Source organism: Noviherbaspirillum sp. FW303-A3 (assembly GCF_058788695.1).
Map to the genome: position 1 here is coordinate 1,565,301 of NZ_JBYTAZ010000001.1, position 20,326 is coordinate 1,585,626.

Genomic DNA, 20,326 nt, shown 5'->3' on the forward strand with positions numbered 1-20,326 from the left:
GTTACAGCAGGGTACGCGCCAGCGCCTCGAGCTGCGCGGTATACGCCGCGGAATCGAGTTCCTTGCGCGCCACGCCGCTTTCGTAGGCAGCAGCGGCAATCTTCGGCGTCACTCCCGTCAGCAGGCGCTCGTCGAGCAGCGTCGGCACGATGTACTTCGCGCTGAAGCGGTCATCGGTGCGCGCCATGGCCGCAAGGGCGACGACACAGGCGCGTTTCATCGCCTGGTTGATGGTCGTCGCCGCGCTGTCGAGGGCGGCGCGGAACAGGTAGGGGAAGCACAGGGCATTGTTGATCTGGTTCGGATAGTCGGAGCGGCCGGTGGCGACGATCGCATCCGGCGCCGCTTCGAGCACCAGTTCCGGACGCAGCTCCGGCTCGGGATTGGCCAGTGCGAACACGATCGGCTTGGCCGCCATCTTCTTCACGTCTTCCTGCTTGAGCAGGCCGGGACCGGACAGGCCGAGGAAGACGTCCGCCATGCCGATCACGTCAGACAGGGTCTTCGCATCCGTATTCTGCGCCCAGGCGCGCTTTTCCTCGGTCAGGTCGCGCTGCGTCGTGAGCACACCGCGGCTGTCGCACACGTAGACGTTCTCGCGGCGCACGCCAAGGTCGACCAGCATGTCGAGGCAGGCCAGCGCCGCCGCGCCTGCGCCGGAACACACCACCTTGACGAGGGAAATGTCGCGCCCGGTCAGGTGGAGCGCATTGAGGAAGCCGGAGCCGACGACGATGGCGGTGCCGTGCTGGTCGTCGTGGAACACCGGAATCGCCAGCCGCTCGCGCAGCCTGCGTTCGACGGTGAAGCACTCGGGCGCCTTGATGTCCTCGAGGTTGATGCCGCCGAAAGTCGGGTGCAGGGCCGCGATGATCTCGACCAGCTTGTCCGGGTCGGTCTCGTCGATCTCGATGTCGAAGGCATCGATGCCGGCGAATTTCTTGAAGAGCACCGCCTTGCCTTCCATCACCGGCTTGCCGGCCAGCGCGCCGATGTCACCGAGGCCAAGCACCGCGGTGCCGTTGGTGATGACGCCCACCAGGTTGCCCTTGGCGGTGTATTCGTACGCCTTGGCGGGATCCTTGTTGATTTCGACGCAGGGCACGGCGACGCCCGGCGAGTACGCGAGCGAAAGGTCGGTCTGGCTCGCGACCGGCTTGGTCACCGAGATGGCGATCTTGCCGCGTTGTCCGGCGGCATGGTATTCGAGTGCTTGTTGTTCCAGCGTGGTCATCGTCGTAAAGCTTTCTGTTTTTGGTTGATCCGGAAGAGTCCGTTCGACAACCGGCTGCGGAATGCAGCGGCCCGGCGCGGCTTGTCAGGCGCACTCTGGTTGTCGGGCGGACTCTATGGCAAATGCCTGCAGCGCCGTTCATCGGGCGCAGCAATGGCTGTTTCGTCGTGATCGGTCGAACGCCTCCAGGCGTCGGGCGGGGAAGAACTGTCCGGCTTCCGGACGATGCACAGGGGTCTCTCGTGCAGGTGTTCTCTCCGTCGTGTGCGGCACGCGCATGACTGCTTAAGCCAGTTGCGTTCCGTGGGCGGGTTCATGCCGCGGCGACGCGCGCGGCGCTTCCCTGTTTCCCCCGCTGATAGGGGGGAAGGAGCAAACACGTCACCCTGCAGCGATGCCGTGGATTTCAGGCCCTGCCGCAGGGAGGCGTAAGACTAGCATAATCCGGCGGATACCGGGACGGTATTGCGGACAACACGTATCAGCGGAAGGCTTCCGCCAGCGACATGACGCGCGGGGTGATCTTGATGTTGAAGCCGGCGAGGACTTCGTCCAGCCGCTGCAGGTTGGATTCCTTTTCGGCCGAGGTCCAGCCTTCAAAGATGTCGGTGCCTGCCTTCTGGAAATGGATGTCGACGATCTTCTTGCCGTCGTGATGGGTGTAGGGCTTGGTGAACACCTGCTTGAAGCCGATGCCTTCCACTGCCTGGATGAAACCGGCCGGTGTGTCCACAGCATCCACGGCGACATACACCATGAAGGTCTTGCCCGGCGGCTTGGCCGCCACATCGACTGCAAAGACACCGGGTGCGATCGGTGCCGACGTACTTTTGAGAAATAACATAAACCCCTCTTCCGCTCTTGTTGCAGTGGGCCCGGTGCTTGCCGGGCCATGCTTTATGCCTTGCAATATGCCATAAATATTCCCCGGCTGAACAGTTTCCATTTCTCAATTTTCCCGCACATCCGGTTTTTCCTCGCCTCTGGAGCCGGTCCTGCGTAATATTGCGAAATAGCAATTTCAGGATAATAACCATGTTCGTCGGCCATTACTCCGCAGCCTTCCTCGCCAAACGCGTCGCCCCCGCCGTACCGCTACCGGTGTTTTTCGTGACCTGCCAGCTGATCGACCTGTTCTGGGGCGGACTGGTGCTGCTCGGCATCGAGAAGCTGCGCGTGATTCCGGATTTCACCCGCTCCAACGGACTGGACCTGTATTTCATGCCTTACACACACAGTCTTTCCTCGGCGGTGCTCTGGTCGGTTAGCGCGGCGCTGCTGTTCTGGGCATGCACCCCCGGGATCGCACAGAGAACGCGCTGCGCGCTGGCCATCGGGGTGACCGTGGCGGCGCACTGGATGCTGGACCTGCTGGTGCACGTGCCGGACCTGCCGCTGTGGTTCGACAGCATGAAGGTGGGCCTGGGATGGTGGAATTACCGGACGTTTGCGCTCCTGCTGGAGCTGGGCCTGCTGTGGGCAAGCGTGCTCGCCTGCCTCGGGGTGGCGGGCGAAAACCGCCGCCGTTACCTCGTGCTGGCGGCCGCCATGACCTGTCTCCAGGTCTACAGCCTCTTGAAACAGCCGGCGGAGCCGTCCGCCGTGGCGCTGCAACTGCTCGCCGCCTATCTCGCCCTGACCGCGGGCGCATGGTGGGCGAGCAGGCGCGCCAGCGTCAACGCGGGAACGGCGACAGCGGCGTGACCGTTGTTTCCTTCTGCGGCGGCGTGCGCGCCACGTTCATCACCATCGACACGGTGGTGAAGTAGCCGGCCAGGCCGACCATGTCCACCACGCCGCGCTCGCCGAAGCGTTCCACTGCGCGGCGGTAAGTGTCGTCCGAGACGCCGTGCGTGCGCGTCAGTTCGTCGCACAGGTCGTACGCGATTTCCTCGTCGTCCGCCATGCCCCTGGGGCGGCGGCCTTCCGCCAGCGCATCGAGAATCTCCTGCTTCATGCCGGCCTTGAGCGCCAGCGGATAATGCATGCACCACTCGAACTGCTGCGTCCACTGGCGCGACACGATCAGCATCACCCATTCATTGATCCGCGTTTCCAGCGCGCTGTGGTAACGGATGTATTCGCCGACCTTCTGCAGGCGGTTCATCAGCTCGGGGCTGCGCATCAACGGGATGAAGGGGCCGAACACCGCGCCGCGCGGTCCGTTGATGAGTTCCTGCGCTGCGGCTTTCTGCGCGTCGTCCATGGCGTCCATGGCAAGCGGGGGCATGCGCTCCGGACCGGGCATGCAGTTGGTGGGACCAAGTTTTGTCGTTGCGTCACTCATTTCGCTTCCTTTCTTTCCAGTCATTTCTGTTGTCCCCGCCCCAGCAGCAAGGCGCTGCCCGCCAGCAGCACGGCGGCAGTCACGAGCGCGGTGGAAAAGCTGCCGTTGCCGGTCCCCGCGGATACCGTGAGCGGTCCGATGATCTGCCCTGCGGCAAACGCCGAGGTCATGGCGGCAATCAGCACGGTCGCGCTGCTGCCCGCAATGCGCTTGCCCTCCTGCAGCGCCGCCAGGGTAATGACCATGAAGGTGCCGCCGACGCACAGGGCTGCCACAAAGACGGACAGCAAGCCGGGAAGGATGACCGGCAGCACCACGCCGGCAGCCATCACGAAATGGCTGACCTGCCACACGCGGCGGTTGCCCATGCGTGCCACCAGGAATGCGACCCACAGCGTGGACAGCGCGGCAGCAATGCCGAACACCGGCCAGGACCATCCGAAGAGAGTAGAGCCTTGCAGTGCATTCTTCGCCATGACCGGCAGGAAGGTCGCGGGAATGATGTAGCCGAAGCCGAACACGCCGTAACAGAGCACGAGGCGCAGGGCATCGGCGGTCCACCGGTAGTGTCCTTGCCCCGCCTTCGCGGCAGCGATGGCGGACGTGGGCCGGAAGAAGCGCCACACGACCAGCGTGACCGCCAGCGACAGCAGGCCCATGGACACCCAGGCCTGCGGTGAATGCGCATCGACGCTGATCAGCGTGAGGCACATCAGTCCGGCAATCGCGATGCCGGTCCCGACGCCGGCAAACACGAGGCTGTTGAGGAACGGCCGCCGGTAACGCACCAGCGATTCCATGCACCAGGCCGACACCGAGATCAGTACCCAGGCACTGGCGATGCCGGCAAGCAGCCGCAATACGAGCCAGGCTGCAAAGGGCAGCGGCCAGCCCATGGCCAATGTCACGACGGCAATGGCAAGCAGGCCGCTGCGGATTGCGTGCTCTGGCCGGATCTTCACCACCATCGCGCTCAGCGCCCCGAGCAGGTAGCCGACATAGTTGGCCGACGCGAGCAGGCCGCCGGACGCAATCGACAGGCCGGCATCCTGCAGCATCATGGGCAGGATAGGCGTGAATGCGAAGCGTCCGATGCCCATCGCCACTGCCAGCGTCGCCAGTCCGGCGAGCGCCTTGGAAATGGGACCGGCTTCAGCGCGGACGGCAGCGGAGGTGGTGGAAGGTTGTTCGATCATGAAAGCAGTCTACCTTGACCAACCCATTCTGAAAAATGAATAATGGAGAAAGGAGGTTCTCAAAATGAGAAACATCGACCTGGATTCCCTGCACATCTTCAAGGCGGTCGTGGACTACGGCGGCATCACCAAGGCCGCTACCCAGCTGAACCGCGTCCAATCCAACATCACGACGCGCGTCAAGAACCTGGAAGACCGCCTCGGGGTGAAGCTGTTCCAGCGCCAGGGCGGCAAGCTGGTGCTGTCGCCGGAGGGAACCCAGCTCCTGTCGTACGCGGACAGGCTGCTGCGCCTGGCTTCCGAGGCCGAAGCCTCCCTGCGCAAGGGAACGCCGCGCGGCACCTTGCGCATCGGCACCATGGAGAGCACCGCCGCCGCGCGCCTGCCGCCGCTGCTGTCGCGTTATCACCAGCATTATCCCGAAGTGCAGATCGAACTGGTGACGGGCACGTCCGGCGCGCTGATCGCCCGGGTGCACCGCTTCGAGGTCGAGGCCGCCTTCGTCGCCGAACCCTTTACGGCGACCGACCTTGAAATGCAGGAGGCCTTCCGCGAAGAACTGGTGCTGATCACGCCCCGCAATGCGCCACCGGTCAAGACGCCGAAGGACTTGCGCAAGCACACGCTGATCGCTTTCACCACCGGCTGCTCCTACCGGCGCATCCTGGAGGAATGGCTGGGCATGTCCTCGGTCGTGCCGGACCGCGTGCTGGAGCTGGGGTCCTACCACGCCATCGTGGCCTGCGTCGCCGCCGGGTCCGGCATTGCGATCGTGCCGCGCTCCGTGCTTGCCGTCGTGCATGCGGAAAACGAAGTCGCCGCCTATCCCCTGCCCGAACGTGTCGCGAAGGCGAAGACCTTCCTCGTCTGGCGTGCCGGGCATCAATCGGTGGCGCTCGACACGCTGCGCGGCGAACTGCAGAAGCAGAAACGGTAGTTTTTTCCATCGCCTGCGCAGTTCTTACGCGCGCAGCGGCTTTTCTCCCCTGACGGCGGCATGCCCCTGCTGGCATGAACGCTGCATCCCTGCTGGCCGGTGCCTCGTGTTTTTCCCCGCGAACGCATCGCAAGCGTGTCCTGCCGCCCCCAACCAGACAGGAGATTCGGCCATGAAATCCATTCTCACCGGATTGAACGTTCGCATGTGGCTCGCCGTTCTTGGCGGGCTTGTCCTCGCATCCTGCGGTGGAGGCGGCGGCGACAGCGGTGCCACGACATCCGCTGCCAACAGCCTGACGCCCGCGTCGACGCAAGCTGCCGTGTCGGAGCTGACCGACGCCTTCGCCGCAACGCTGACGGGAGCACAGGAAGTGCCGCAGCGCGCCAGCAGTGCTACCGCCTCCGGCGCGGTGGTCATCCAGCCCGCCACGCGACTGATGACCGCCACACTGACGACAACCGGAATTGCCGGCACGGACGCGCATATCCAGCAGGCACCGGCGGGCCTGAATGGACCGATCGTTTTTCCAATGACCGAAACCACGCGCGGAAGCGGTATCTGGGCGACGCGCGCCGTGCTGACCGAAGCGCAATACAACGCCTTCCGTGCCGGCGATTTCTATTTCAACGTACGCAGCACCAACTTTGCGGAAGGCGAAATCCGCGGACAAATCCTGTCCCAACAGCCGGGCACCACGCCGGCGACTGCAACGAGCGTCAATGCAAGTACGGGTACGACCAGTGTGGGCGCTGGACTGAATCCCTTCGTCACTTCGACGGCGACCTTCCTCACGGCACTGCGCGGATCGCAGGAAGTGCCGCCGACGGCGAGCGCCGCGCTAGGCTCCGGCACTGTCCTGGTCAACCCCGTCAACCGCCAGTTGACTGCAGGCGTGACCACCTCCGGCATCGCGGGCACGGCTGCCCACATCCATGAAGCTCCACCGGGAGTCAATGGCCCCATCGTGATTCCGCTCACCGAATCGGGGACAGGAAGCGGTATCTGGACCGCAAGTGCCATCCTTACCGAAGCGCAATTCAACACATTGCAGGCCGGGAACCTTTACTTCAACGTGCATAGCGCCACATTCCCCAATGGGGAAATCCGCGGACAGATCCTGCCGCAAACCATTTCGCTTGAATTCATCACCGGTGCGGCGGGCCGTACGGGAGCGACCGGCACGTCGACAAGTACGCCGGCAGGCAGCACGACGGGGACCGGGGCGACCGGCTCCGGATTGACGGGTACGGGTACGACAGGGACAGGCATGACCTCCGGTTCAGGCAATACCGCCGGGCTCGCCTACTAGCCTACGCCTGCCACACGCCGTAGCCGGCCTCCCGCAGTCCGATCGCCAGTTCCACCTCCATGTCGCGCGCGCCGTCGTACGGCATGGGGTTGTACATGGCATAGAGTTCGGGCAGCAGGCGCAATCCGAACTCCTTCACGAAGCGGTTGGACTGGATGCCGGCCTTGTGCTTGTCGAAGCGCACATCCGGGTCAACGCCCGTCATGCCCACATACACGCACGGCTTGCCCGTCACGTAATCCGGATTGGCCTTCCTGAAGCGCGCCTCGTACAACACGTCCTTCGACAGCTCGACCACATAGACGCTGTAGTGCCAGCGGCGCGCCATGGGAAATCACTTCTTCGGCATCATGCCGCCGGCCGGCGGGACGTTACCGCAGTCGGCGGCGAGCCACTTGCCGCTGTTCTCGTGATGCTGGTTCACAAGCTGGCCGTGCATCGTGCCCTTGAAGTCGTAGGTAGAGCTGAACGCGGTGTCGCCGGAGAACATGCCCTTGACCTTGCCTTCGCCCTTCATCTGCGCGCTATTGCACACGACATCGGCACTGTAGCTGTTCCCGCTCTGCTGCATGTTCTTCGTCTGGCAGCCCATCTCGTTCTTTTCCATACCGGGCGGCAGCTTGCCGTCCGTCATCTGCTTCGTGATGCAGACCTTGTGGACCATGGCGCCGTCCTGGATCTGCGGCACGTTCATGCCCATCTTGCGCATCTGCTCCATTTGCTCGGGAGGAATCTTCGGCATGTTCTTCATCGCGTCCGATTTCATCGTCATTTCCCACAGGCCGGGCTTCATCTGGTTCGCGGCGAATGCGGAAGCGGACAGCATCGAAAACAGCAGCAGCGGAATGGCGGTCTTGCGCATGGAGTCTCCTGTGCAATGCGGGTTGAGGGAGTGCGACGAGCCATTCTAGCAGGGACCGGAAGCGGGCTTGTTGCCGCTCAGATTGCCGTGCGGGCACTTGTGGTAGCCTTGGGCCACGATTCATAATGCGTCGCCATGTACACCAAATTCTTCCGGCTGGCACAGGCCCCGTTTTCGATCTCGCCCGACCCGCGTTACCTGTTCATGAGCGAGCGTCACCGCGAGGCGCTGGCGCACCTGCTGTACGGCGTGGATGCGGGCGGCGGCATCGTGCTGCTGACCGGAGACATCGGCACCGGCAAGACCACCATTTGCCGCTGCTTCCTCGAACAGGTGCCGGCCAACTGCAATGTCGCCTACATCTTCAACCCCAAGCTGACCGTCGTCGAACTGCTGCAATCGGTGTGCGAGGAATTCCACATCCCGCTCGACAAGCCTGCCGCGGGCGTGAAGGATTACATCGATGCGCTCAACCGCTTCCTGCTCGCCGCGCATGCGGATGGCCGGAACAGTGTCCTCGTCATTGACGAGGCGCAGAACCTGTCGGCCGATGTGCTGGAGCAGTTGCGCCTGCTGACCAACCTGGAAACGAATGAACGCAAGCTGCTGCAGATCATCCTGATCGGCCAGCCGGAATTGCGCGCCATGCTCGCACGCCCCGAACTGGAGCAGCTCGCACAGCGGGTCATCGCGCATTACCACCTGACGGCCTTGTCCGAAGACGAAACGGCGAGCTACGTCCAGCACCGCATGGCCACGGCCGGCCTGACCACGGCCTCGCCTTTCCAGCAGCCGCTGATGAAGCATATCCACCGCTTGAGCGCTGGCATTCCGCGCAGGATCAACCTGCTCTGCGACCGCGCGCTGCTCGGCGCCTATGCGAAGGGAACGCATGAGGTCGATCGCACGACCGTCGAGGAAGCGGCCGGCGAACTGTTCATCCACCAGCAGGCGGAGCGCAAGGCAGTCCGCACATGGCCTTCGATCCTGTCGCTCGTCACAGGCATGGCCCTCGTCGCAACCGCATGGTTCCTGAATGACGGCGGCTGGCTGAAGTCGGGTCATGCCAAATGGACTGCCACAGCATCTCCGTCCGCCGAACCTGTTGCCATTGACACGGCGCCCGCAATCCGCGCGAGCGAAGACCGGACACCGGAGCCCGTCGCCGGCAAGTCCGCACAAGAACCCGCCCAGGGCATGCTTGTGGAAAAAACCGGCGCTTCCCGGACAGGACTGCGTGACGAAGCGGAAGCAATCCGCCAGCTCGGCCGGTTCTGGGGCTTGACGCTGACGGAAGAAAATCCCTGCGACGCCGCGCGTGCACGCCACGTCCTTTGCCACAGGAGCAACGGCGGCATCGCCGAGTTGCGCCAGCTCGACCGGCCGGCGATCCTCAAACTGTATGACCAGGCCAATCGCCCGTTCTATGCGATGCTGACCGCGCTCTCCGACAACGCCGTTCGCCTGCGCGCGGGAGATGCGCGGCAGGAGCTGGGACTGGTTTCGCTTGCCCGCTTCTTTCGCGGCGAGTTCATCACGTTCTGGCGTGCACCGGACGGATTCGAGAATACGGTGGAGACCGGCGACCGCGGCCCGGCGGTCGACTGGTTCGCCACCGAACTGGCGAAACTCAGCGGAAGCAGCGCGCCCGGGCCGAACCAGCCCTTCACCCCGAAAACGCTGAAGCAGGTGAGGCACTTCCAGCAAGCGCACGGCCTGTTCGTGGACGGCGTCATCGGTCCGGTCACGGCCATGCATATCAACCGTGCAGCCGGCGTCGACGAGCCGCGCCTGGTTGAACGCACGTCGGGGGAGTGACGCATGTCCTATATCCTCGAAGCGCTGAAGAAAGCTGAAGCCGAACGCAATGGCGTCGTCCACAAGGCGGCTTCGTTCCTTCCGCCGCTTGCTGCGGCGTCAAAGACCCCGCCCCCCTGGCGACGCCCCCTGCCCTGGGCAGCGCTGGCGGCACTGGCCGTCACGCTTGCGAGCACCGCATGGTTCTCGGTGAGCCGCGACGAACCGGTACAACCGGTGCCGCCGGCGCCTGTCGCCCTGGCGGCTCCGCCTGTCATACCCGACACGACGGTTGCCGAACCGGAAAGGCCGAAAGAAAAGCCTGCACCGAAAAAAGCCGCCGAAAAGAAACGCAGCCCGCCGCCCGAGGAGCCCAAGGCGGCCAAGGCCCCTGCACCTGAACCTGCAGTCGGCTCGCTGCAGGACTTGCCCGCCCAGATCCAGCGTGAAATCCCGGCCCTGGCCGTGGGCGGCTACATCTATTCAGGAAACAAGGCGGACCGCTCGGTGCTGGTCAACAACCGGCTGCTGCGCGAGGGCGACGAAGCCGCCCCCGGCCTCGTGCTGGAAAAAATGACGCCGTCGGGGATGGTCCTCAACTACAAGGGCTATCGCTACCGCCGAGGCTATTAGAGCCTGTTCAGTATCTTAGGCCGCCACCCGCAGCCGGGGACGCATCGGCAGGAATGCCAGCAGGTTCCCCGCCAGGACGCAGGCGAGCCCGGCGAAGGCCAGCGCGTTCCACTGGTAGCCTTCGAACACGGTCGAGATCGTCAGCGCCACCACCGGAAACAATACCGTGCAGTACGCCGCCTTGTCCGGTCCCATCCGTCCGACCAGCAGCAGGTAGGCCGTAAAGCCGATCACCGATCCCGGAATCGCCAGGTAGAGCAGCGAGCCGATGTAGCGTGCAGTCGGTTCAATATCGAACGGCATGCCGAGCATGATCCCGACGAGCGTCAGCACGCTGGCGCCGATGAACATCGCCCAGGTATTGGTCAGCCACGGCGTCAGGCCGATCGCCTGCATGCGGCTGGACAGCAGGTTACCGGTGGAGAAGAACAGCGTCCCCAGGAGAGCAAGGCCGAGACCCTGCAGCATCGCGCCATCCCCCCAGTGTCCGCGCATCTGCGGCAGGAACAACATTGCAATCCCTGCCAGTCCGAGCAAGGCGCCGACGACCACCTGCGGCTGCATGGGCCTGCCCAGGAATATCCGTCCGTTGATCGCATTCCACAGGGGCGCTGTCGAAAACACCACAGCCACAAGACCGCTCGGCACCCACTGGCTGGCGTAATAGAAACAGAGGAAATTGCAGCAGAACAGTGCCACGCCTTGCGCCAGCAGGTAACGCCACGCGCGCGCCGGCGGCATGACCGGCTTGCGCATGGCCGCCAGCACGAACAGCAGGACGACTGCCGCGATCCAGAAACGGTAAGCGATGGATACCGGCGCCGGGACGACGCCGAGCTGCCATTTGATGGCAATCCAGGTGGATCCCCAGATGAGGACGGTCAAGGTGTAAAGGAAAGTGTTCATGCGGGGGGCCTGCGGTTTTGATGCCATCATCATCACGCTTGCGGACCGGGATGACTTGTCCGGAATTGCGGAATCCTCCCGGTTCGCCCCCTGAACTTGTCTGATCTTGCGCATTTTCCGGCAGCGGCAAGCGGCTGTCCGCAGCGTTTGACGGGAAGTGATAAAGTGCAATCCTGGAACCAGCCCTTGCGCAGTCATGCCCGACCGCCCCCGACTTTACGCCCCTGAAACGCCGCCCACGCGCATCACGCACGCGGTGTTCAACACGCTGCGCGGAACGAACGCGGAGCTGGAGCGTTTTGCCTGGCTGGGCGACGATCTTGCGGTCGCCATCTGGCACCGCCAGACGGATGAAGAAGAGACGGCCTACATCCGCCCCGGTCACCATACCCTCTCGTATTACCTCGGCGGCGGCTACCGGACCGAACGCAATGAATTGCCCGGCATGTACGGCAGTCCCGGGCGTCTCTGCACGCTGCCCGACGACCATGAATCACGCTGGGTCGTACGCGACCGCCTCCGCTTCCTGCATGTGTATTTCCTTCCTGAGCATTTCACGCGGCGCGCGATACAGGAACTCGATCGTGAACCGCGCGAGCTGACGCTCGCCGATCGCACCTACTTCGAGCACGCACAGATTGCGCACCTGTGCGCCACGCTTGAACAGATGCCGTGGAACGGACCGGACGACCTGCTGCGCGCGAACGAAACGGTGCACGAAACGCTCAGCCACCTGCTCCGCTCGCAATCGAGGCCGCTGCACAACATGCCTATGAAAGGCGGTGTCGCTCCCGGAGTGAGGCGGCGGCTGGCGGAATACATCGACGCCCACCTCGGCCGCAACATCACGCTCGGGATGCTGGCCGACACGGCAGGACTGTCCGAATACCACTTCGCGCGCATGTTCCGCATTTCCTTCGGCATGCCGCCGCATGCCTGGATCGCCGAACGCCGTCTTGAACGCGCGCGGCAGCTGCTGAAGTCAACCGGACTGCCGCTGCAGCAAGTCGCCGATGCCTGCGGCTATGCCGACCTCAGTCACTTCAGCCATCGCTTCCGCGCAGCTGTCGGCGTTTCTCCGCGCCAGTACCGCCAGATCATTTCCCATTAAATCGCCTGCGCCGGCGCCGGGAAGATATGCCTGTGCTCGCCGCGCTGCTCTGCGCCGAGCGCGGTGGCGGCCTGGTCGATCGCGCTCATGACTTCATCCGGCGCGAAGTGATGCAGCATGTGGCCTGCGCCGTGCGTGACATGGTAAGTACTATGGGGCAGCTCCCGATGCAGCTGTTCGGAATGGACCCGGCTGTCCAGGTGGGTATCGCCGTCGCCGGCCATGATCACGACCGGCATGGTCAGTTCGTGGTAGCGGTGCCGCAGGGCGAAGGCGGCTGGAATCAACAGCGCGGTTTCTGCCGCTGTAGCGCGCAGCGATGAAGGACGCAGTGTCATCCATACGGGGAAGCGTGCGTCGAACTTGTACGGCACCTCTGCAGGCGCGAAGAGACGCTTCTTCATCATCGGCCAGATCATGCGTCCGATCAGCGGCGAGACGGTGTAACGCAGCAGGTCGCCGATCACCGGTATTGCCGGCGGCGACAGCAGCGGCACGTCGAGCCGCGGCGTCGGATAGTAGTAGCCCGATAGAAGGACCAGGCTCTTCACATCATCGGGATAATCCAGCCCCAGTGCGACTGCCACCTGCGCTCCCCAGGAGTGTCCCACGACGATGGGTTGCGATACACCGATCTGGTCCAGCGCATGATGCAGGAGCGTGGCCTGCGCCTGCGGCGTCCAGATCGTGGTGCGCGGACGGTCACTGTAGCCATAGCCGGGCCGGTCGAAGGCGATCACACGATAATTTTTCGCCGCCAGGTCGATCAGGCCGCTGATCTCGAAATCCTGGATCATGCTGCCGTCGCCATGCAGCAGCACGACGGGTTGCCCCGAACCGCGCTCGACATAGTGCAGGCGAATGCCATCGACTTCCACAAACTTTCCGGCCGGCGGATTGTCACTCTCGACTTCGCGCGTGCGCTGGCGGACGACGTAAGCAGCGGCGGCAAGGGCGGCGCCGACAGCCAGCAGGGTTGTGTTGCGGCGAGGCCTGGCGCGGGCGCGCACTGCGGATTGCCTCGTGTCATATCGGATTTCTTCTCTGGTCGCATAGTCCATGTTTTATTCCTCCTGCTATTGAGTGGAGTTGTTGGAAGCACATGATCCGCGGGAAGTTCAATGTTGATGCCAGCGATATCGCTGCATTTGACACCTAAATGTATATGCATATATATTTAATCCTCCCCCATTTCACCAAGATGCCGTGAAACCCCTCAAGCTTCCGTGTTACTGCGCTTCCATCCGTCAGGCCTCCCGTGTCGTGACGCAGATGTATGACAAGGCACTCAAGCCGTCCGGCGTGAAGATCACGCAGTTCAGCATCCTGCGCCTGCTCTCGCGCTTTCCCGGCCTCACGACCGGCGAGATGGCCGAGGCGCTTGTGATGGACAGCACCACCCTGACGCGCACACTGAAGATCATTCACGACAGCAAGTGGATCGATTCGACGCCGGGCGAAGACAGGCGCGAGCGGCACTGGTCGCTGACCGAGGAAGGCAAGGCACGCGTCCAGGAGGCCGTTCCGCTATGGAAAAAGGCGCAAGTGGAATTCGCGGAGATGATGAGCGATGTCGACCTCGACGAGCTCACCCGATCCGTGTTCCAGCTGGTGCAGAAATCCACCGAAACCGCCGCCTGACCGCAATGAATCTCCCGGCCTGCCTTGCGCGGGCCTTTTTTCAATCAACAAGGACAATGCATGGGACACACACTCGACGCCGAATCCTTCAACCAGCGCGGCATCGGCTACCTGCCCGAATTGCTTGGGATTAAGGTCAACAGCGTGGACAAGAACGCGATTCAAATGGAGCTCGCGGTCCAGAAACACCATCTCGCCCCCAACGGTTACCTGCATGCCGGAACCGTCGTCACGCTGGCCGACACGAGCTGCGGTTATGGCTGCATCGCGAACCTGCCGGAGGGCGCGGCCAGCTTCACCACCATCGAGCTCAAGAGCAACTTCCTCGGCACCGCTCGCGAAGGCATCATCGAATGCGAGGCGAAACTGGTGCATGGCGGACGCAACACGCAGGTGTGGGATGCGCTGGTGAAGCACCGCGATACCGGCAAGCTGATGGCGACCTTCCGCTGCACGCAGATGATTCTGTATCCGCGCGCATCATGACCGACATCAGTCCCGGCATCTACGAGCACTACAAGGGCAAGAAATATTTCGTCCTCGGCCTGTCGCGCAACACGGAAACAAACGAAGCCTGCGTCGTCTACCGGCCGTTGTACGAAACCGACTGGCCGCAGCTTGTGCACCGGAACGCCGCCATGTTCTTCGAGTCAGTCACGGTGGAAGGCAGGCAGGTGCCGCGCTTCCGCAAGATCGGCTGACGGGATACAGAGATGGACGCGCTGTTCGACACACCCGGCGGATGGGAAACGATCCCGGCCCCCGATGCCGATCTGCGCGTATTGCCAGTCTTTTACCGCAAGCCGGATACGGACGCCTTCATGCAGCGCCTGCTGGACGAGACGCCCTGGCAACAGGAGATCATCACGCTGTGGGGAAAGCAGCACCTGCAGCCGAGACTGTCGGCGTGGTACGGCGATCCGGGCAGCGGTTATTCCTATTCCGGCGTGGTACTGGCGCCACATCCCTGGACGGAGACACTCCTGCGCATCAAGGCGGATGTGGAAACGGCGACGGACAACCGCTTCAACAGCGTCCTGCTCAACCTGTACCGGGATGAAAACGATAGCGTGGGATGGCACAGCGATGCCGAACCGGAACTGGGAAACTGCCCGGTGATCGCCTCGCTCTCGCTGGGGGAAAGTCGAACCTTTCGCCTCCGGCACCGGTCGCGCAAGGACCTGAAACCCTTGCTGCTCGACCTCTCGGATGGCAGCCTGCTGCTGATGGCAGGCAAGACCCAGCATTGCTGGCAGCATGCCGTGATGAAGGAACGCCAAGCGCGCGGGCCGCGCATCAACCTGACGTTCCGGTTAATCCGGCAATAAAAAAGGCGGCCCACGGGGACCGCCAATTTACGAAGCAGGCGGTGCCTAAACCGCTTGCTCCTGGAGCGTCGCTCGCTGGGTGGCAATACGACGGGTAAAACTTACGCCTGGCGCTTGGCGATCATGTCCAGTTCCTGTGCCAGGTTCGGCATCACGGAATCGGAGCCGGACATGCGGTACAGGCGCATCAGGGACATATCTGCGTCAGCCTTGCGAACTTTCGCCGGCTGCTCAACACGCGGGGTGACGGTGAACAACGCAGCCAGCAGTGCACGCGCGGCGCGGCCGACGTTCTGTGCATAGCTCGAACCGATCGAGCCAGCGGTCGGGGTTGCGATTGTCAGGGTTGCCATGATTCATTCCTCTCGATAAAAAATTCTTGCATGGACACAGTGTAGGCAGGCCCCAGTTATTATTCCAATTGCGATTTCAGATAACTGACATTCGACTTGTGAATATTTGAATTTTCATATTTCAATGCCAAGGGGGAATGTTGCTGCCTTTGTCATGTCGGTTTCTGTCCGTTTTTCCCCCACCGAGGCCAGACTTCTTGCGGACGTTGATAGAATGCGGAGGATTTCTTGGCTTGTTGACGGGAGGAGGCATGCACAAGGGTAGCTGCCTATGCGGCGCGGTCAGGTACGAGATCGACGCCGAGATCAAACGGATTACGCACTGTCACTGCTCGATGTGCCGCAAGGCGCACGGCGCCGCATTCGGTTCGTACGGCACCGTCCCGCGCAGCGGCTTCCGCTTCATTCAAGGCGAAGATGCCGTGGCGACCTATCACTCGTCGTCGCCGGTGACACGCACCTTCTGCAGGCATTGCGGTTCGACATTGCAGTGGTACAGCGACGCCGCGCATCCGGAATGGATGAGCATCGCGCTTGGCACGCTGGACACCTCGCTGGAACAACCGAAACAGAAACATATCTTCGCCGGCTCGAAAGCCAGCTGGTACCAGATCAACGACGGCCTGCCGCAATCGGTAAGCGGGTCCTGACACAAGACAATGAGTTATCTCGCGCTGAAACACCTCCACATGAGTTTTGCCGCACTGAGCGGCACCCTCTTCCTCATTCGCGGCATCCTCATGCTGCGGCGTCCGGACGGCGTTCCGGCACCGAAGACCATGCTGGACCGCAGCTCCCACATCATCGACACGGTCCTGCTTGCCAGCGCACTGACCATGGTGGTGTGGAGCGCGCAATACCCGTTCGTTGTACCGTGGCTGACCGCCAAGGTGATCGCGGTGGTGGCCTACATCATCGTCGGCGCGGCGGCGCTCAAACGCGGCAAGACCAAAGGCATCCGTGCCGGCGCTTTTGTGGCTGCGCTGCTGATCTTCGGCTACATCGTCAAGCTGGCGCTCACCAAGCAGGTCGCCTAGTGGAACAGATCACCACCTTCGGCACATCGGCCTACGGCATTGCCGACATCCAGCTTTTTCAAGGTGCGCCGAAAGAACAGATTGCCGCACTGATCGCGAATTGTCCGGTGGTCCGCATCGGTGCGCACCAGGCCATGCAGGACTGGTCGCACAAGGGCGGGCGCCTGTTCGTCGTTTTGCAGGGCGCGCTGGACGTGACCCATGTCGATATGCGCGATTCACGCCTCGATGGCACGGCGACCAAGGTGCTTCCCGGCGAATGCGTCGGCGAATTGTCAGTGCTGGACGAGGAAGCCTCGTCGGAGCGGATCACGGCGCGCGTCGAGTCGGATGTACTGGTCATCGATGCGGACATTCTCTGGAAACTGGTCGATGAATCGAACAATGTCGCCCGCAACCTGCTGCGCCTGCTGTCCTTCCGCGTGCGCGCGGCCAACGCGCAGCTGCGGCGCCGCCAGAAGGTCGGCGAATTCTATCGCCAGCTGTCAATGGTCGATGGCCTCACAGGCCTGCAGAACCGCGCCTGGCTCAACGACAACCTGCAGCGCATGATCGAGAACGCGCACATCGTGAACAGCCCGCTGTCGGTCATCATGATGGACCTGGACCACTTCAAGCAGTTCAACGACCAGCACGGCCACGTGTCGGGCGATCATGCGCTGCAGGTAGCCTCCAAGGTCATCAGCGCCGGATTGCGGCCGACCGACTTTGCCGCGCGCTTCGGCGGCGAGGAACTCATCGTCATCCTCCCCAACACGCAGCAGACCAGCGCGCTGATGGTGGCCCAGCGCCTGTGCGAGCGCCTGCGCCAGGCGGTGGTCTTCAGCGAAATGCACAGGCCGCTGCCGCACATCACCGCTTCGTTCGGCGTAGCGACGCTGGAACCGGAACAGAATGCCGAAGCCCTGATTTCCGCCGCGGATGCGGCCTTGTACCGCGCGAAGGAAGACGGCCGCAACCGCGTGGCGCTGTAGCCTTGCCAGTCAGGCAACAGCCCCTGCCGCCCCGGGTGCGTTCAGTATAATGGCGGGTTCTGCACCCACCGCACGATCCGCCATGCCCCGCTCTCCCGAACTCCTGCTCCCCGCCGGCTCCCTCGCCAAGATGCACGCCGCCTTCGACTACGGCGCCGATGCCGTCTACGCCGGCCAGCCGCGCTACAGCCTGCGCGCGCGCAACAACGAATTCTCGACGCTGGACGCACTGGCGACCGGCATCGGCGAAGCGCATGCGCGCAACAAGCTGTTCTTCGTCGCCAGCAATATCTTCGCGCACAACGCCAAGCTGAAGACCTACCTGCGCGACATGGAACCGGTGATCGCGATGAAGCCGGACGCGCTGATCATGGCCGATCCCGGACTGATCATGCTGGTGCGCGACAAATGGCCGGACGTGCCGGTCCACCTGTCGGTGCAGGCGAACGCGGTCAATTGGGCCGACGTCAAGTTCTGGCAGCGCATGGGCCTGACCCGCGTGATCCTGTCGCGCGAGCTGTCGCTGGACGAGATCGAGGAGATCCGCCAGCAATGCCCCGACATGGAGCTGGAGGTCTTCGTGCACGGCGCGCTGTGCATCGCCTACTCGGGCCGCTGCCTGCTGTCCGGCTACTTCAACCACCGCGACGCCAACCAGGGCACCTGCACCAACTCCTGCCGCTGGGATTACAAGGTGATGAATGCATCGGAAGATGCGTCCGGCGACATCGCGCGCGTGCCGGTCGAGACGATCAAGTTCAACTACCAGCAGGCGCTGGAAGAAGCGAACCAGTCCTTTTCCGCGCTCGGCGATGCGCCGCGCCATCCGCTGGCCGACCGTCCCTACCTGATCGAGGAAGCGGGGCGTCCGGGACAACTGATGCCGGTGCTGGAGGATGAGCACGGCACCTACATCATGAATTCGAAGGACCTGCGCGCGGTCGAGCATATCGAGCGCCTGGTGAAGATCGGCGTCGACTCGCTGAAGATCGAAGGCCGCACCAAGTCGCTCTATTACGTTGCGCGCACGGCCCAGGTCTATCGCCGCGCGATCGACGATGCGGTTGCCGGGCGTCCGTTCAACACGCAATTGCTCGGCGAACTACAAGGCCTTGCCAATCGCGGCTACACCGACGGCTTCTACCAGCGCCACCATACGCAGGAATACCAGAACTACATGAGCGGCGTTTCCGAAGTGCATCGCAGCCACTATGTTGGCGATGTGCAAGCCGTACGCGACGGCTGGGCGGATGTGGAGGTGAAGAATCGATTCTCCGTCGGCGACCGGATCGAAGTCATCCATCCGGGCGGCAACGAAGTCCTCACCCTCGCGCAAATGCTTGCCGAAGACGGCACGCCGCTGACCGTCGCGGCCGGCAGCGGGCATCGTGTCCGCATCCCCTTGGATGCGCGCTTCGACAAGGCATTGCTTGCACGCCTGCTGTAAGAATTTCCGCTGCTGACTTTCGTTCCCGCGATGCGCCTCACGTCCGGGGCGCGTATGCTTATTGCTCTCCCTCTTCGAAAAACACCGGAGGCGCAACATGAAATGGGAAGGCAATCGCGAAAGCGATAACGTGGAAGACCGCCGTGGTGCGGGCGGAGGATTCGGCGGACGGTCGGTCGGACTCGGCACCATCGTCATTGCGCTCGTCGTATCGTATTTCCTAGGCGTCAGCCCGACAACCGTCCTGAATGTGCTGACCGGCGGCGGCATGCCGTCCGTGCAGGAAGTCCCTGCGCAGCGCCCGCCGGAAACGGACCAGATGGCGAAGTTCGTTTCCACGGTGCTGGCCGATACCGAAGACACCTGGACCGAACTCTTTCGTTCGCAGGGCGCGTCCTACGCACGTCCGAAGCTGGTGCTGTTTTCCGGCAGCACGCCGACTGCCTGCGGAACCGGGCAATCCGCCTCCGGTCCCTTCTATTGCCCGGGCGACCAGAAAATCTACATCGACCTCAGCTTCTATCGCTTGATGCAGCAGCGCTTCAAGGTATCGGGCGAGTTTGCACAGGCGTACGTGATCGCGCACGAAGTCGGGCACCATGTGCAGCACCTGATGGGCATCACCGGCAAGGTCGATGCGGCACGCCGCCGCATGTCGCAGTCACAGGGGAATGCGCTGTCGGTCCGGCTCGAACTGCAGGCCGATTGCTTCGCCGGAGTGTGGGCGCATCATGCTGACCGCGCGCGCAGCATCCTCGAATCCGGCGACGTCGAGGCGGCACTCAACGCCGCCAGTGCCATCGGCGACGACGCACTCCAGCGGCAAGCGCAAGGCGAGGTGATTCCCGATTCGTTCACGCATGGCACTTCCGCCCAGCGCGTACGCTGGTTCACCACCGGGATCAAGAACGGACAGGTCACCGACTGCAATACCTTCGAGGCGCGGCAGCTCTGATCCGATACAATGCAGGCATTCATTTCCATCCCGCCTTTCCATGTCCCACGCACTCGCACTCCAGACCCTGCGCACTTCGCTTGACGACCTGCAGCACAAGCGCATTACTACTCAGGCATTTTGCCAGGCATGGCGCGCGCAATCCGCTCTTCTCGGCGCGCTGCCGCAACGTTACGGCCAGGTGATGGAAGACCTGCTCGGCCGCATGGAGGCCGGCAGCCTGTTCACCGAGGAAAGCTGCTCCTTCAGCCAGGAAGACCTGCAGGCCAACCTGTCGGTGTGGCTGGACAAAGCAACGCAAACCCTGGGAGCCTGA

General features: G+C 63.1%; 25 protein-coding genes. 16 read left to right on the forward strand and 9 right to left on the reverse strand.

Going from position 1 to position 20,326, the window contains the following annotated elements; translation table 11 throughout:
• Nucleotide 1: 1 nt before the first annotated feature.
• Both AC3WOY_RS07700 and AC3WOY_RS07705 read right to left on the reverse strand, forming a co-directional pair.
• Entirely contained in the window at nt 2-1,234 is a 1,233-nt protein-coding gene (locus AC3WOY_RS07700) for a malic enzyme-like NAD(P)-binding protein (protein WP_492422382.1), read from the reverse strand.
• 481 nt (nt 1,235-1,715) lie between these two features.
• The gene (locus AC3WOY_RS07705; RefSeq protein WP_492422384.1) at nt 1,716-2,078 is read right to left on the reverse strand and encodes a hypothetical protein; all 363 of its coding nucleotides are present in this window, start codon (nt 2,076-2,078) and stop codon (nt 1,716-1,718) included.
• A 191-nt stretch (nt 2,079-2,269) separates the two neighbouring features.
• On the opposite strand from AC3WOY_RS07705, the gene AC3WOY_RS07710 reads away from it, so the two are divergent.
• Entirely contained in the window at nt 2,270-2,938 is a 669-nt protein-coding gene (locus AC3WOY_RS07710; RefSeq protein WP_492422386.1) for a hypothetical protein, read from the forward strand.
• Here AC3WOY_RS07710 and AC3WOY_RS07715 read toward each other — a convergent pair.
• Together AC3WOY_RS07715 and AC3WOY_RS07720 are read right to left on the reverse strand one after the other, a co-directional pair.
• On the reverse strand, nt 2,910-3,521 hold the full coding sequence (locus AC3WOY_RS07715) for a carboxymuconolactone decarboxylase family protein (RefSeq protein ID WP_492422388.1): 612 nt from the start codon (nt 3,519-3,521) through the stop codon (nt 2,910-2,912). The two genes, AC3WOY_RS07710 and AC3WOY_RS07715, sit on opposite strands and share 29 nt — an antisense overlap.
• Nucleotides 3,522-3,541: 20 nt before the next feature.
• On the reverse strand, nt 3,542-4,717 hold the full coding sequence (locus AC3WOY_RS07720) for a YbfB/YjiJ family MFS transporter (RefSeq protein ID WP_492422390.1): 1,176 nt from the start codon (nt 4,715-4,717) through the stop codon (nt 3,542-3,544).
• A 64-nt stretch (nt 4,718-4,781) separates the two neighbouring features.
• Here AC3WOY_RS07720 and AC3WOY_RS07725 point away from each other — a divergent pair, with 64 nt between their 5' ends.
• A complete protein-coding gene (locus tag AC3WOY_RS07725; protein ID WP_492422392.1) occupies nt 4,782-5,654 on the forward strand; it encodes a LysR family transcriptional regulator in 873 nt (290 codons plus the stop codon).
• Between the two features lie 172 nt (nt 5,655-5,826).
• Complete coding sequence (locus AC3WOY_RS07730) at nt 5,827-6,966, forward strand: CHRD domain-containing protein (RefSeq protein ID WP_492422394.1); 1,140 nt, start codon at nt 5,827-5,829, stop codon at nt 6,964-6,966.
• A 1-nt stretch (nt 6,967) separates the two neighbouring features.
• Here the strand turns inward: AC3WOY_RS07730 and AC3WOY_RS07735 are convergent, their stop codons facing one another.
• Both AC3WOY_RS07735 and AC3WOY_RS07740 read right to left on the reverse strand, forming a co-directional pair.
• Nucleotides 6,968-7,294: a hypothetical protein gene (locus tag AC3WOY_RS07735; RefSeq protein ID WP_492422396.1), complete on the reverse strand. Its 327-nt coding sequence runs from the start codon at nt 7,292-7,294 to the stop codon at nt 6,968-6,970.
• Nucleotides 7,295-7,300: 6 nt separating this feature from the next.
• Nucleotides 7,301-7,828 carry a DUF3617 domain-containing protein gene (locus AC3WOY_RS07740; RefSeq protein ID WP_492422398.1) on the reverse strand — a complete coding sequence of 176 codons (528 nt, stop codon included), beginning with the start codon at nt 7,826-7,828 and terminating at the stop codon, nt 7,301-7,303.
• A gap of 135 nt (nt 7,829-7,963) precedes the next feature.
• Between AC3WOY_RS07740 and AC3WOY_RS07745 the strand changes: the two genes are divergently transcribed.
• Nucleotides 7,964-9,646 carry an AAA family ATPase gene (locus AC3WOY_RS07745; protein WP_492422400.1) on the forward strand — a complete coding sequence of 561 codons (1,683 nt, stop codon included), beginning with the start codon at nt 7,964-7,966 and terminating at the stop codon, nt 9,644-9,646.
• A 3-nt stretch (nt 9,647-9,649) separates the two neighbouring features.
• A complete protein-coding gene (locus AC3WOY_RS07750) occupies nt 9,650-10,258 on the forward strand; it encodes a general secretion pathway protein GspB (protein ID WP_492422402.1) in 609 nt (202 codons plus the stop codon).
• A 15-nt stretch (nt 10,259-10,273) separates the two neighbouring features.
• Here AC3WOY_RS07750 and AC3WOY_RS07755 read toward each other — a convergent pair whose 3' ends face one another.
• Nucleotides 10,274-11,164: a DMT family transporter gene (locus AC3WOY_RS07755; RefSeq protein ID WP_492422404.1), complete on the reverse strand. Its 891-nt coding sequence runs from the start codon at nt 11,162-11,164 to the stop codon at nt 10,274-10,276.
• A gap of 196 nt (nt 11,165-11,360) precedes the next feature.
• On the opposite strand from AC3WOY_RS07755, the gene AC3WOY_RS07760 reads away from it, so the two are divergent.
• Nucleotides 11,361-12,275 (forward strand): helix-turn-helix domain-containing protein, encoded by a 915-nt coding sequence (locus AC3WOY_RS07760; RefSeq protein WP_492422406.1) that lies wholly within the window; start codon nt 11,361-11,363, stop codon nt 12,273-12,275.
• On the opposite strand, the gene AC3WOY_RS07765 is transcribed toward AC3WOY_RS07760, so the two are convergent.
• Nucleotides 12,272-13,336, reverse strand: coding sequence for an alpha/beta fold hydrolase (locus AC3WOY_RS07765; protein ID WP_492422408.1), 1,065 nt, complete (start codon nt 13,334-13,336; stop codon nt 12,272-12,274). The two genes, AC3WOY_RS07760 and AC3WOY_RS07765, sit on opposite strands and share 4 nt — an antisense overlap.
• Nucleotides 13,337-13,481: 145 nt before the next feature.
• On the opposite strand from AC3WOY_RS07765, the gene AC3WOY_RS07770 reads away from it, so the two are divergent.
• Genes AC3WOY_RS07770 through AC3WOY_RS07785 form a run of 4 tightly spaced genes read left to right on the forward strand, consistent with a single transcriptional unit; the run spans nt 13,482 to nt 15,244 of the window.
• Nucleotides 13,482-13,916 (forward strand): MarR family winged helix-turn-helix transcriptional regulator, encoded by a 435-nt coding sequence (locus tag AC3WOY_RS07770; RefSeq protein WP_492422410.1) that lies wholly within the window; start codon nt 13,482-13,484, stop codon nt 13,914-13,916.
• A 60-nt stretch (nt 13,917-13,976) separates the two neighbouring features.
• Nucleotides 13,977-14,402, forward strand: coding sequence for a PaaI family thioesterase (locus AC3WOY_RS07775; RefSeq protein ID WP_492422412.1), 426 nt, complete (start codon nt 13,977-13,979; stop codon nt 14,400-14,402).
• Nucleotides 14,399-14,617 (forward strand): DUF1653 domain-containing protein, encoded by a 219-nt coding sequence (locus tag AC3WOY_RS07780; RefSeq protein ID WP_492422414.1) that lies wholly within the window; start codon nt 14,399-14,401, stop codon nt 14,615-14,617. The genes AC3WOY_RS07775 and AC3WOY_RS07780 overlap by 4 nt, the downstream gene beginning before the upstream one ends.
• A gap of 12 nt (nt 14,618-14,629) precedes the next feature.
• Nucleotides 14,630-15,244, forward strand: a complete 615-nt coding sequence (locus AC3WOY_RS07785) for an alpha-ketoglutarate-dependent dioxygenase AlkB family protein (RefSeq protein ID WP_492422416.1) — start codon at nt 14,630-14,632, stop codon at nt 15,242-15,244.
• A 101-nt stretch (nt 15,245-15,345) separates the two neighbouring features.
• Here AC3WOY_RS07785 and AC3WOY_RS07790 read toward each other — a convergent pair whose 3' ends face one another.
• Nucleotides 15,346-15,597, reverse strand: coding sequence for a hypothetical protein (locus tag AC3WOY_RS07790; RefSeq protein ID WP_492422418.1), 252 nt, complete (start codon nt 15,595-15,597; stop codon nt 15,346-15,348).
• A 251-nt stretch (nt 15,598-15,848) separates the two neighbouring features.
• Here AC3WOY_RS07790 and AC3WOY_RS07795 point away from each other — a divergent pair, with 251 nt between their 5' ends.
• The 6 genes from AC3WOY_RS07795 to AC3WOY_RS07820 all read left to right on the forward strand — a co-directional run bounded on the left by AC3WOY_RS07795 (nt 15,849) and on the right by AC3WOY_RS07820 (nt 20,326).
• Nucleotides 15,849-16,247 (forward strand): GFA family protein, encoded by a 399-nt coding sequence (locus tag AC3WOY_RS07795; RefSeq protein ID WP_492422420.1) that lies wholly within the window; start codon nt 15,849-15,851, stop codon nt 16,245-16,247.
• 9 nt (nt 16,248-16,256) lie between these two features.
• Nucleotides 16,257-16,634: a SirB2 family protein gene (locus AC3WOY_RS07800; protein ID WP_492422422.1), complete on the forward strand. Its 378-nt coding sequence runs from the start codon at nt 16,257-16,259 to the stop codon at nt 16,632-16,634.
• The gene (locus AC3WOY_RS07805) at nt 16,634-17,608 is read left to right on the forward strand and encodes a GGDEF domain-containing protein (protein ID WP_492422424.1); all 975 of its coding nucleotides are present in this window, start codon (nt 16,634-16,636) and stop codon (nt 17,606-17,608) included. The genes AC3WOY_RS07800 and AC3WOY_RS07805 overlap by 1 nt, the downstream gene beginning before the upstream one ends.
• An 82-nt stretch (nt 17,609-17,690) precedes the next feature.
• Complete coding sequence (gene trhP, locus AC3WOY_RS07810) at nt 17,691-19,055, forward strand: prephenate-dependent tRNA uridine(34) hydroxylase TrhP (protein WP_492422426.1); 1,365 nt, start codon at nt 17,691-17,693, stop codon at nt 19,053-19,055.
• Nucleotides 19,056-19,152: 97 nt separating this feature from the next.
• Nucleotides 19,153-20,010: a KPN_02809 family neutral zinc metallopeptidase gene (ypfJ, locus tag AC3WOY_RS07815; RefSeq protein WP_492422428.1), complete on the forward strand. Its 858-nt coding sequence runs from the start codon at nt 19,153-19,155 to the stop codon at nt 20,008-20,010.
• Nucleotides 20,011-20,050: 40 nt separating this feature from the next.
• Nucleotides 20,051-20,326, forward strand: coding sequence for a hypothetical protein (locus tag AC3WOY_RS07820; RefSeq protein ID WP_492422430.1), 276 nt, complete (start codon nt 20,051-20,053; stop codon nt 20,324-20,326).

What these genes read in the sequence shown, in the direction of transcription:
- AC3WOY_RS07700 (WP_492422382.1), bottom strand. Translation starts at nt 1,234, where the DNA reads ATGACCACGCTGGAACAACAAGCACTCGAATACCATGCCGCCGGACAA.
- AC3WOY_RS07705 (WP_492422384.1), bottom strand. Translation starts at nt 2,078, where the DNA reads ATGTTATTTCTCAAAAGTACGTCGGCACCGATCGCACCCGGTGTCTTT.
- AC3WOY_RS07710 (WP_492422386.1), top strand. Translation starts at nt 2,270, where the DNA reads ATGTTCGTCGGCCATTACTCCGCAGCCTTCCTCGCCAAACGCGTCGCC.
- AC3WOY_RS07715 (WP_492422388.1), bottom strand. Translation starts at nt 3,521, where the DNA reads ATGAGTGACGCAACGACAAAACTTGGTCCCACCAACTGCATGCCCGGT.
- AC3WOY_RS07720 (WP_492422390.1), bottom strand. Translation starts at nt 4,717, where the DNA reads ATGATCGAACAACCTTCCACCACCTCCGCTGCCGTCCGCGCTGAAGCC.
- AC3WOY_RS07725 (WP_492422392.1), top strand. Translation starts at nt 4,782, where the DNA reads ATGAGAAACATCGACCTGGATTCCCTGCACATCTTCAAGGCGGTCGTG.
- AC3WOY_RS07730 (WP_492422394.1), top strand. Translation starts at nt 5,827, where the DNA reads ATGAAATCCATTCTCACCGGATTGAACGTTCGCATGTGGCTCGCCGTT.
- AC3WOY_RS07735 (WP_492422396.1), bottom strand. Translation starts at nt 7,294, where the DNA reads ATGGCGCGCCGCTGGCACTACAGCGTCTATGTGGTCGAGCTGTCGAAG.
- AC3WOY_RS07740 (WP_492422398.1), bottom strand. Translation starts at nt 7,828, where the DNA reads ATGCGCAAGACCGCCATTCCGCTGCTGCTGTTTTCGATGCTGTCCGCT.
- AC3WOY_RS07745 (WP_492422400.1), top strand. Translation starts at nt 7,964, where the DNA reads ATGTACACCAAATTCTTCCGGCTGGCACAGGCCCCGTTTTCGATCTCG.
- AC3WOY_RS07750 (WP_492422402.1), top strand. Translation starts at nt 9,650, where the DNA reads ATGTCCTATATCCTCGAAGCGCTGAAGAAAGCTGAAGCCGAACGCAAT.
- AC3WOY_RS07755 (WP_492422404.1), bottom strand. Translation starts at nt 11,164, where the DNA reads ATGAACACTTTCCTTTACACCTTGACCGTCCTCATCTGGGGATCCACC.
- AC3WOY_RS07760 (WP_492422406.1), top strand. Translation starts at nt 11,361, where the DNA reads ATGCCCGACCGCCCCCGACTTTACGCCCCTGAAACGCCGCCCACGCGC.
- AC3WOY_RS07765 (WP_492422408.1), bottom strand. Translation starts at nt 13,336, where the DNA reads ATGGACTATGCGACCAGAGAAGAAATCCGATATGACACGAGGCAATCC.
- AC3WOY_RS07775 (WP_492422412.1), top strand. Translation starts at nt 13,977, where the DNA reads ATGGGACACACACTCGACGCCGAATCCTTCAACCAGCGCGGCATCGGC.
- AC3WOY_RS07780 (WP_492422414.1), top strand. Translation starts at nt 14,399, where the DNA reads ATGACCGACATCAGTCCCGGCATCTACGAGCACTACAAGGGCAAGAAA.
- AC3WOY_RS07785 (WP_492422416.1), top strand. Translation starts at nt 14,630, where the DNA reads ATGGACGCGCTGTTCGACACACCCGGCGGATGGGAAACGATCCCGGCC.
- AC3WOY_RS07790 (WP_492422418.1), bottom strand. Translation starts at nt 15,597, where the DNA reads ATGGCAACCCTGACAATCGCAACCCCGACCGCTGGCTCGATCGGTTCG.
- AC3WOY_RS07795 (WP_492422420.1), top strand. Translation starts at nt 15,849, where the DNA reads ATGCACAAGGGTAGCTGCCTATGCGGCGCGGTCAGGTACGAGATCGAC.
- AC3WOY_RS07800 (WP_492422422.1), top strand. Translation starts at nt 16,257, where the DNA reads ATGAGTTATCTCGCGCTGAAACACCTCCACATGAGTTTTGCCGCACTG.
- trhP (WP_492422426.1), top strand. Translation starts at nt 17,691, where the DNA reads ATGCCCCGCTCTCCCGAACTCCTGCTCCCCGCCGGCTCCCTCGCCAAG.
- ypfJ (WP_492422428.1), top strand. Translation starts at nt 19,153, where the DNA reads ATGAAATGGGAAGGCAATCGCGAAAGCGATAACGTGGAAGACCGCCGT.
- AC3WOY_RS07820 (WP_492422430.1), top strand. Translation starts at nt 20,051, where the DNA reads ATGTCCCACGCACTCGCACTCCAGACCCTGCGCACTTCGCTTGACGAC.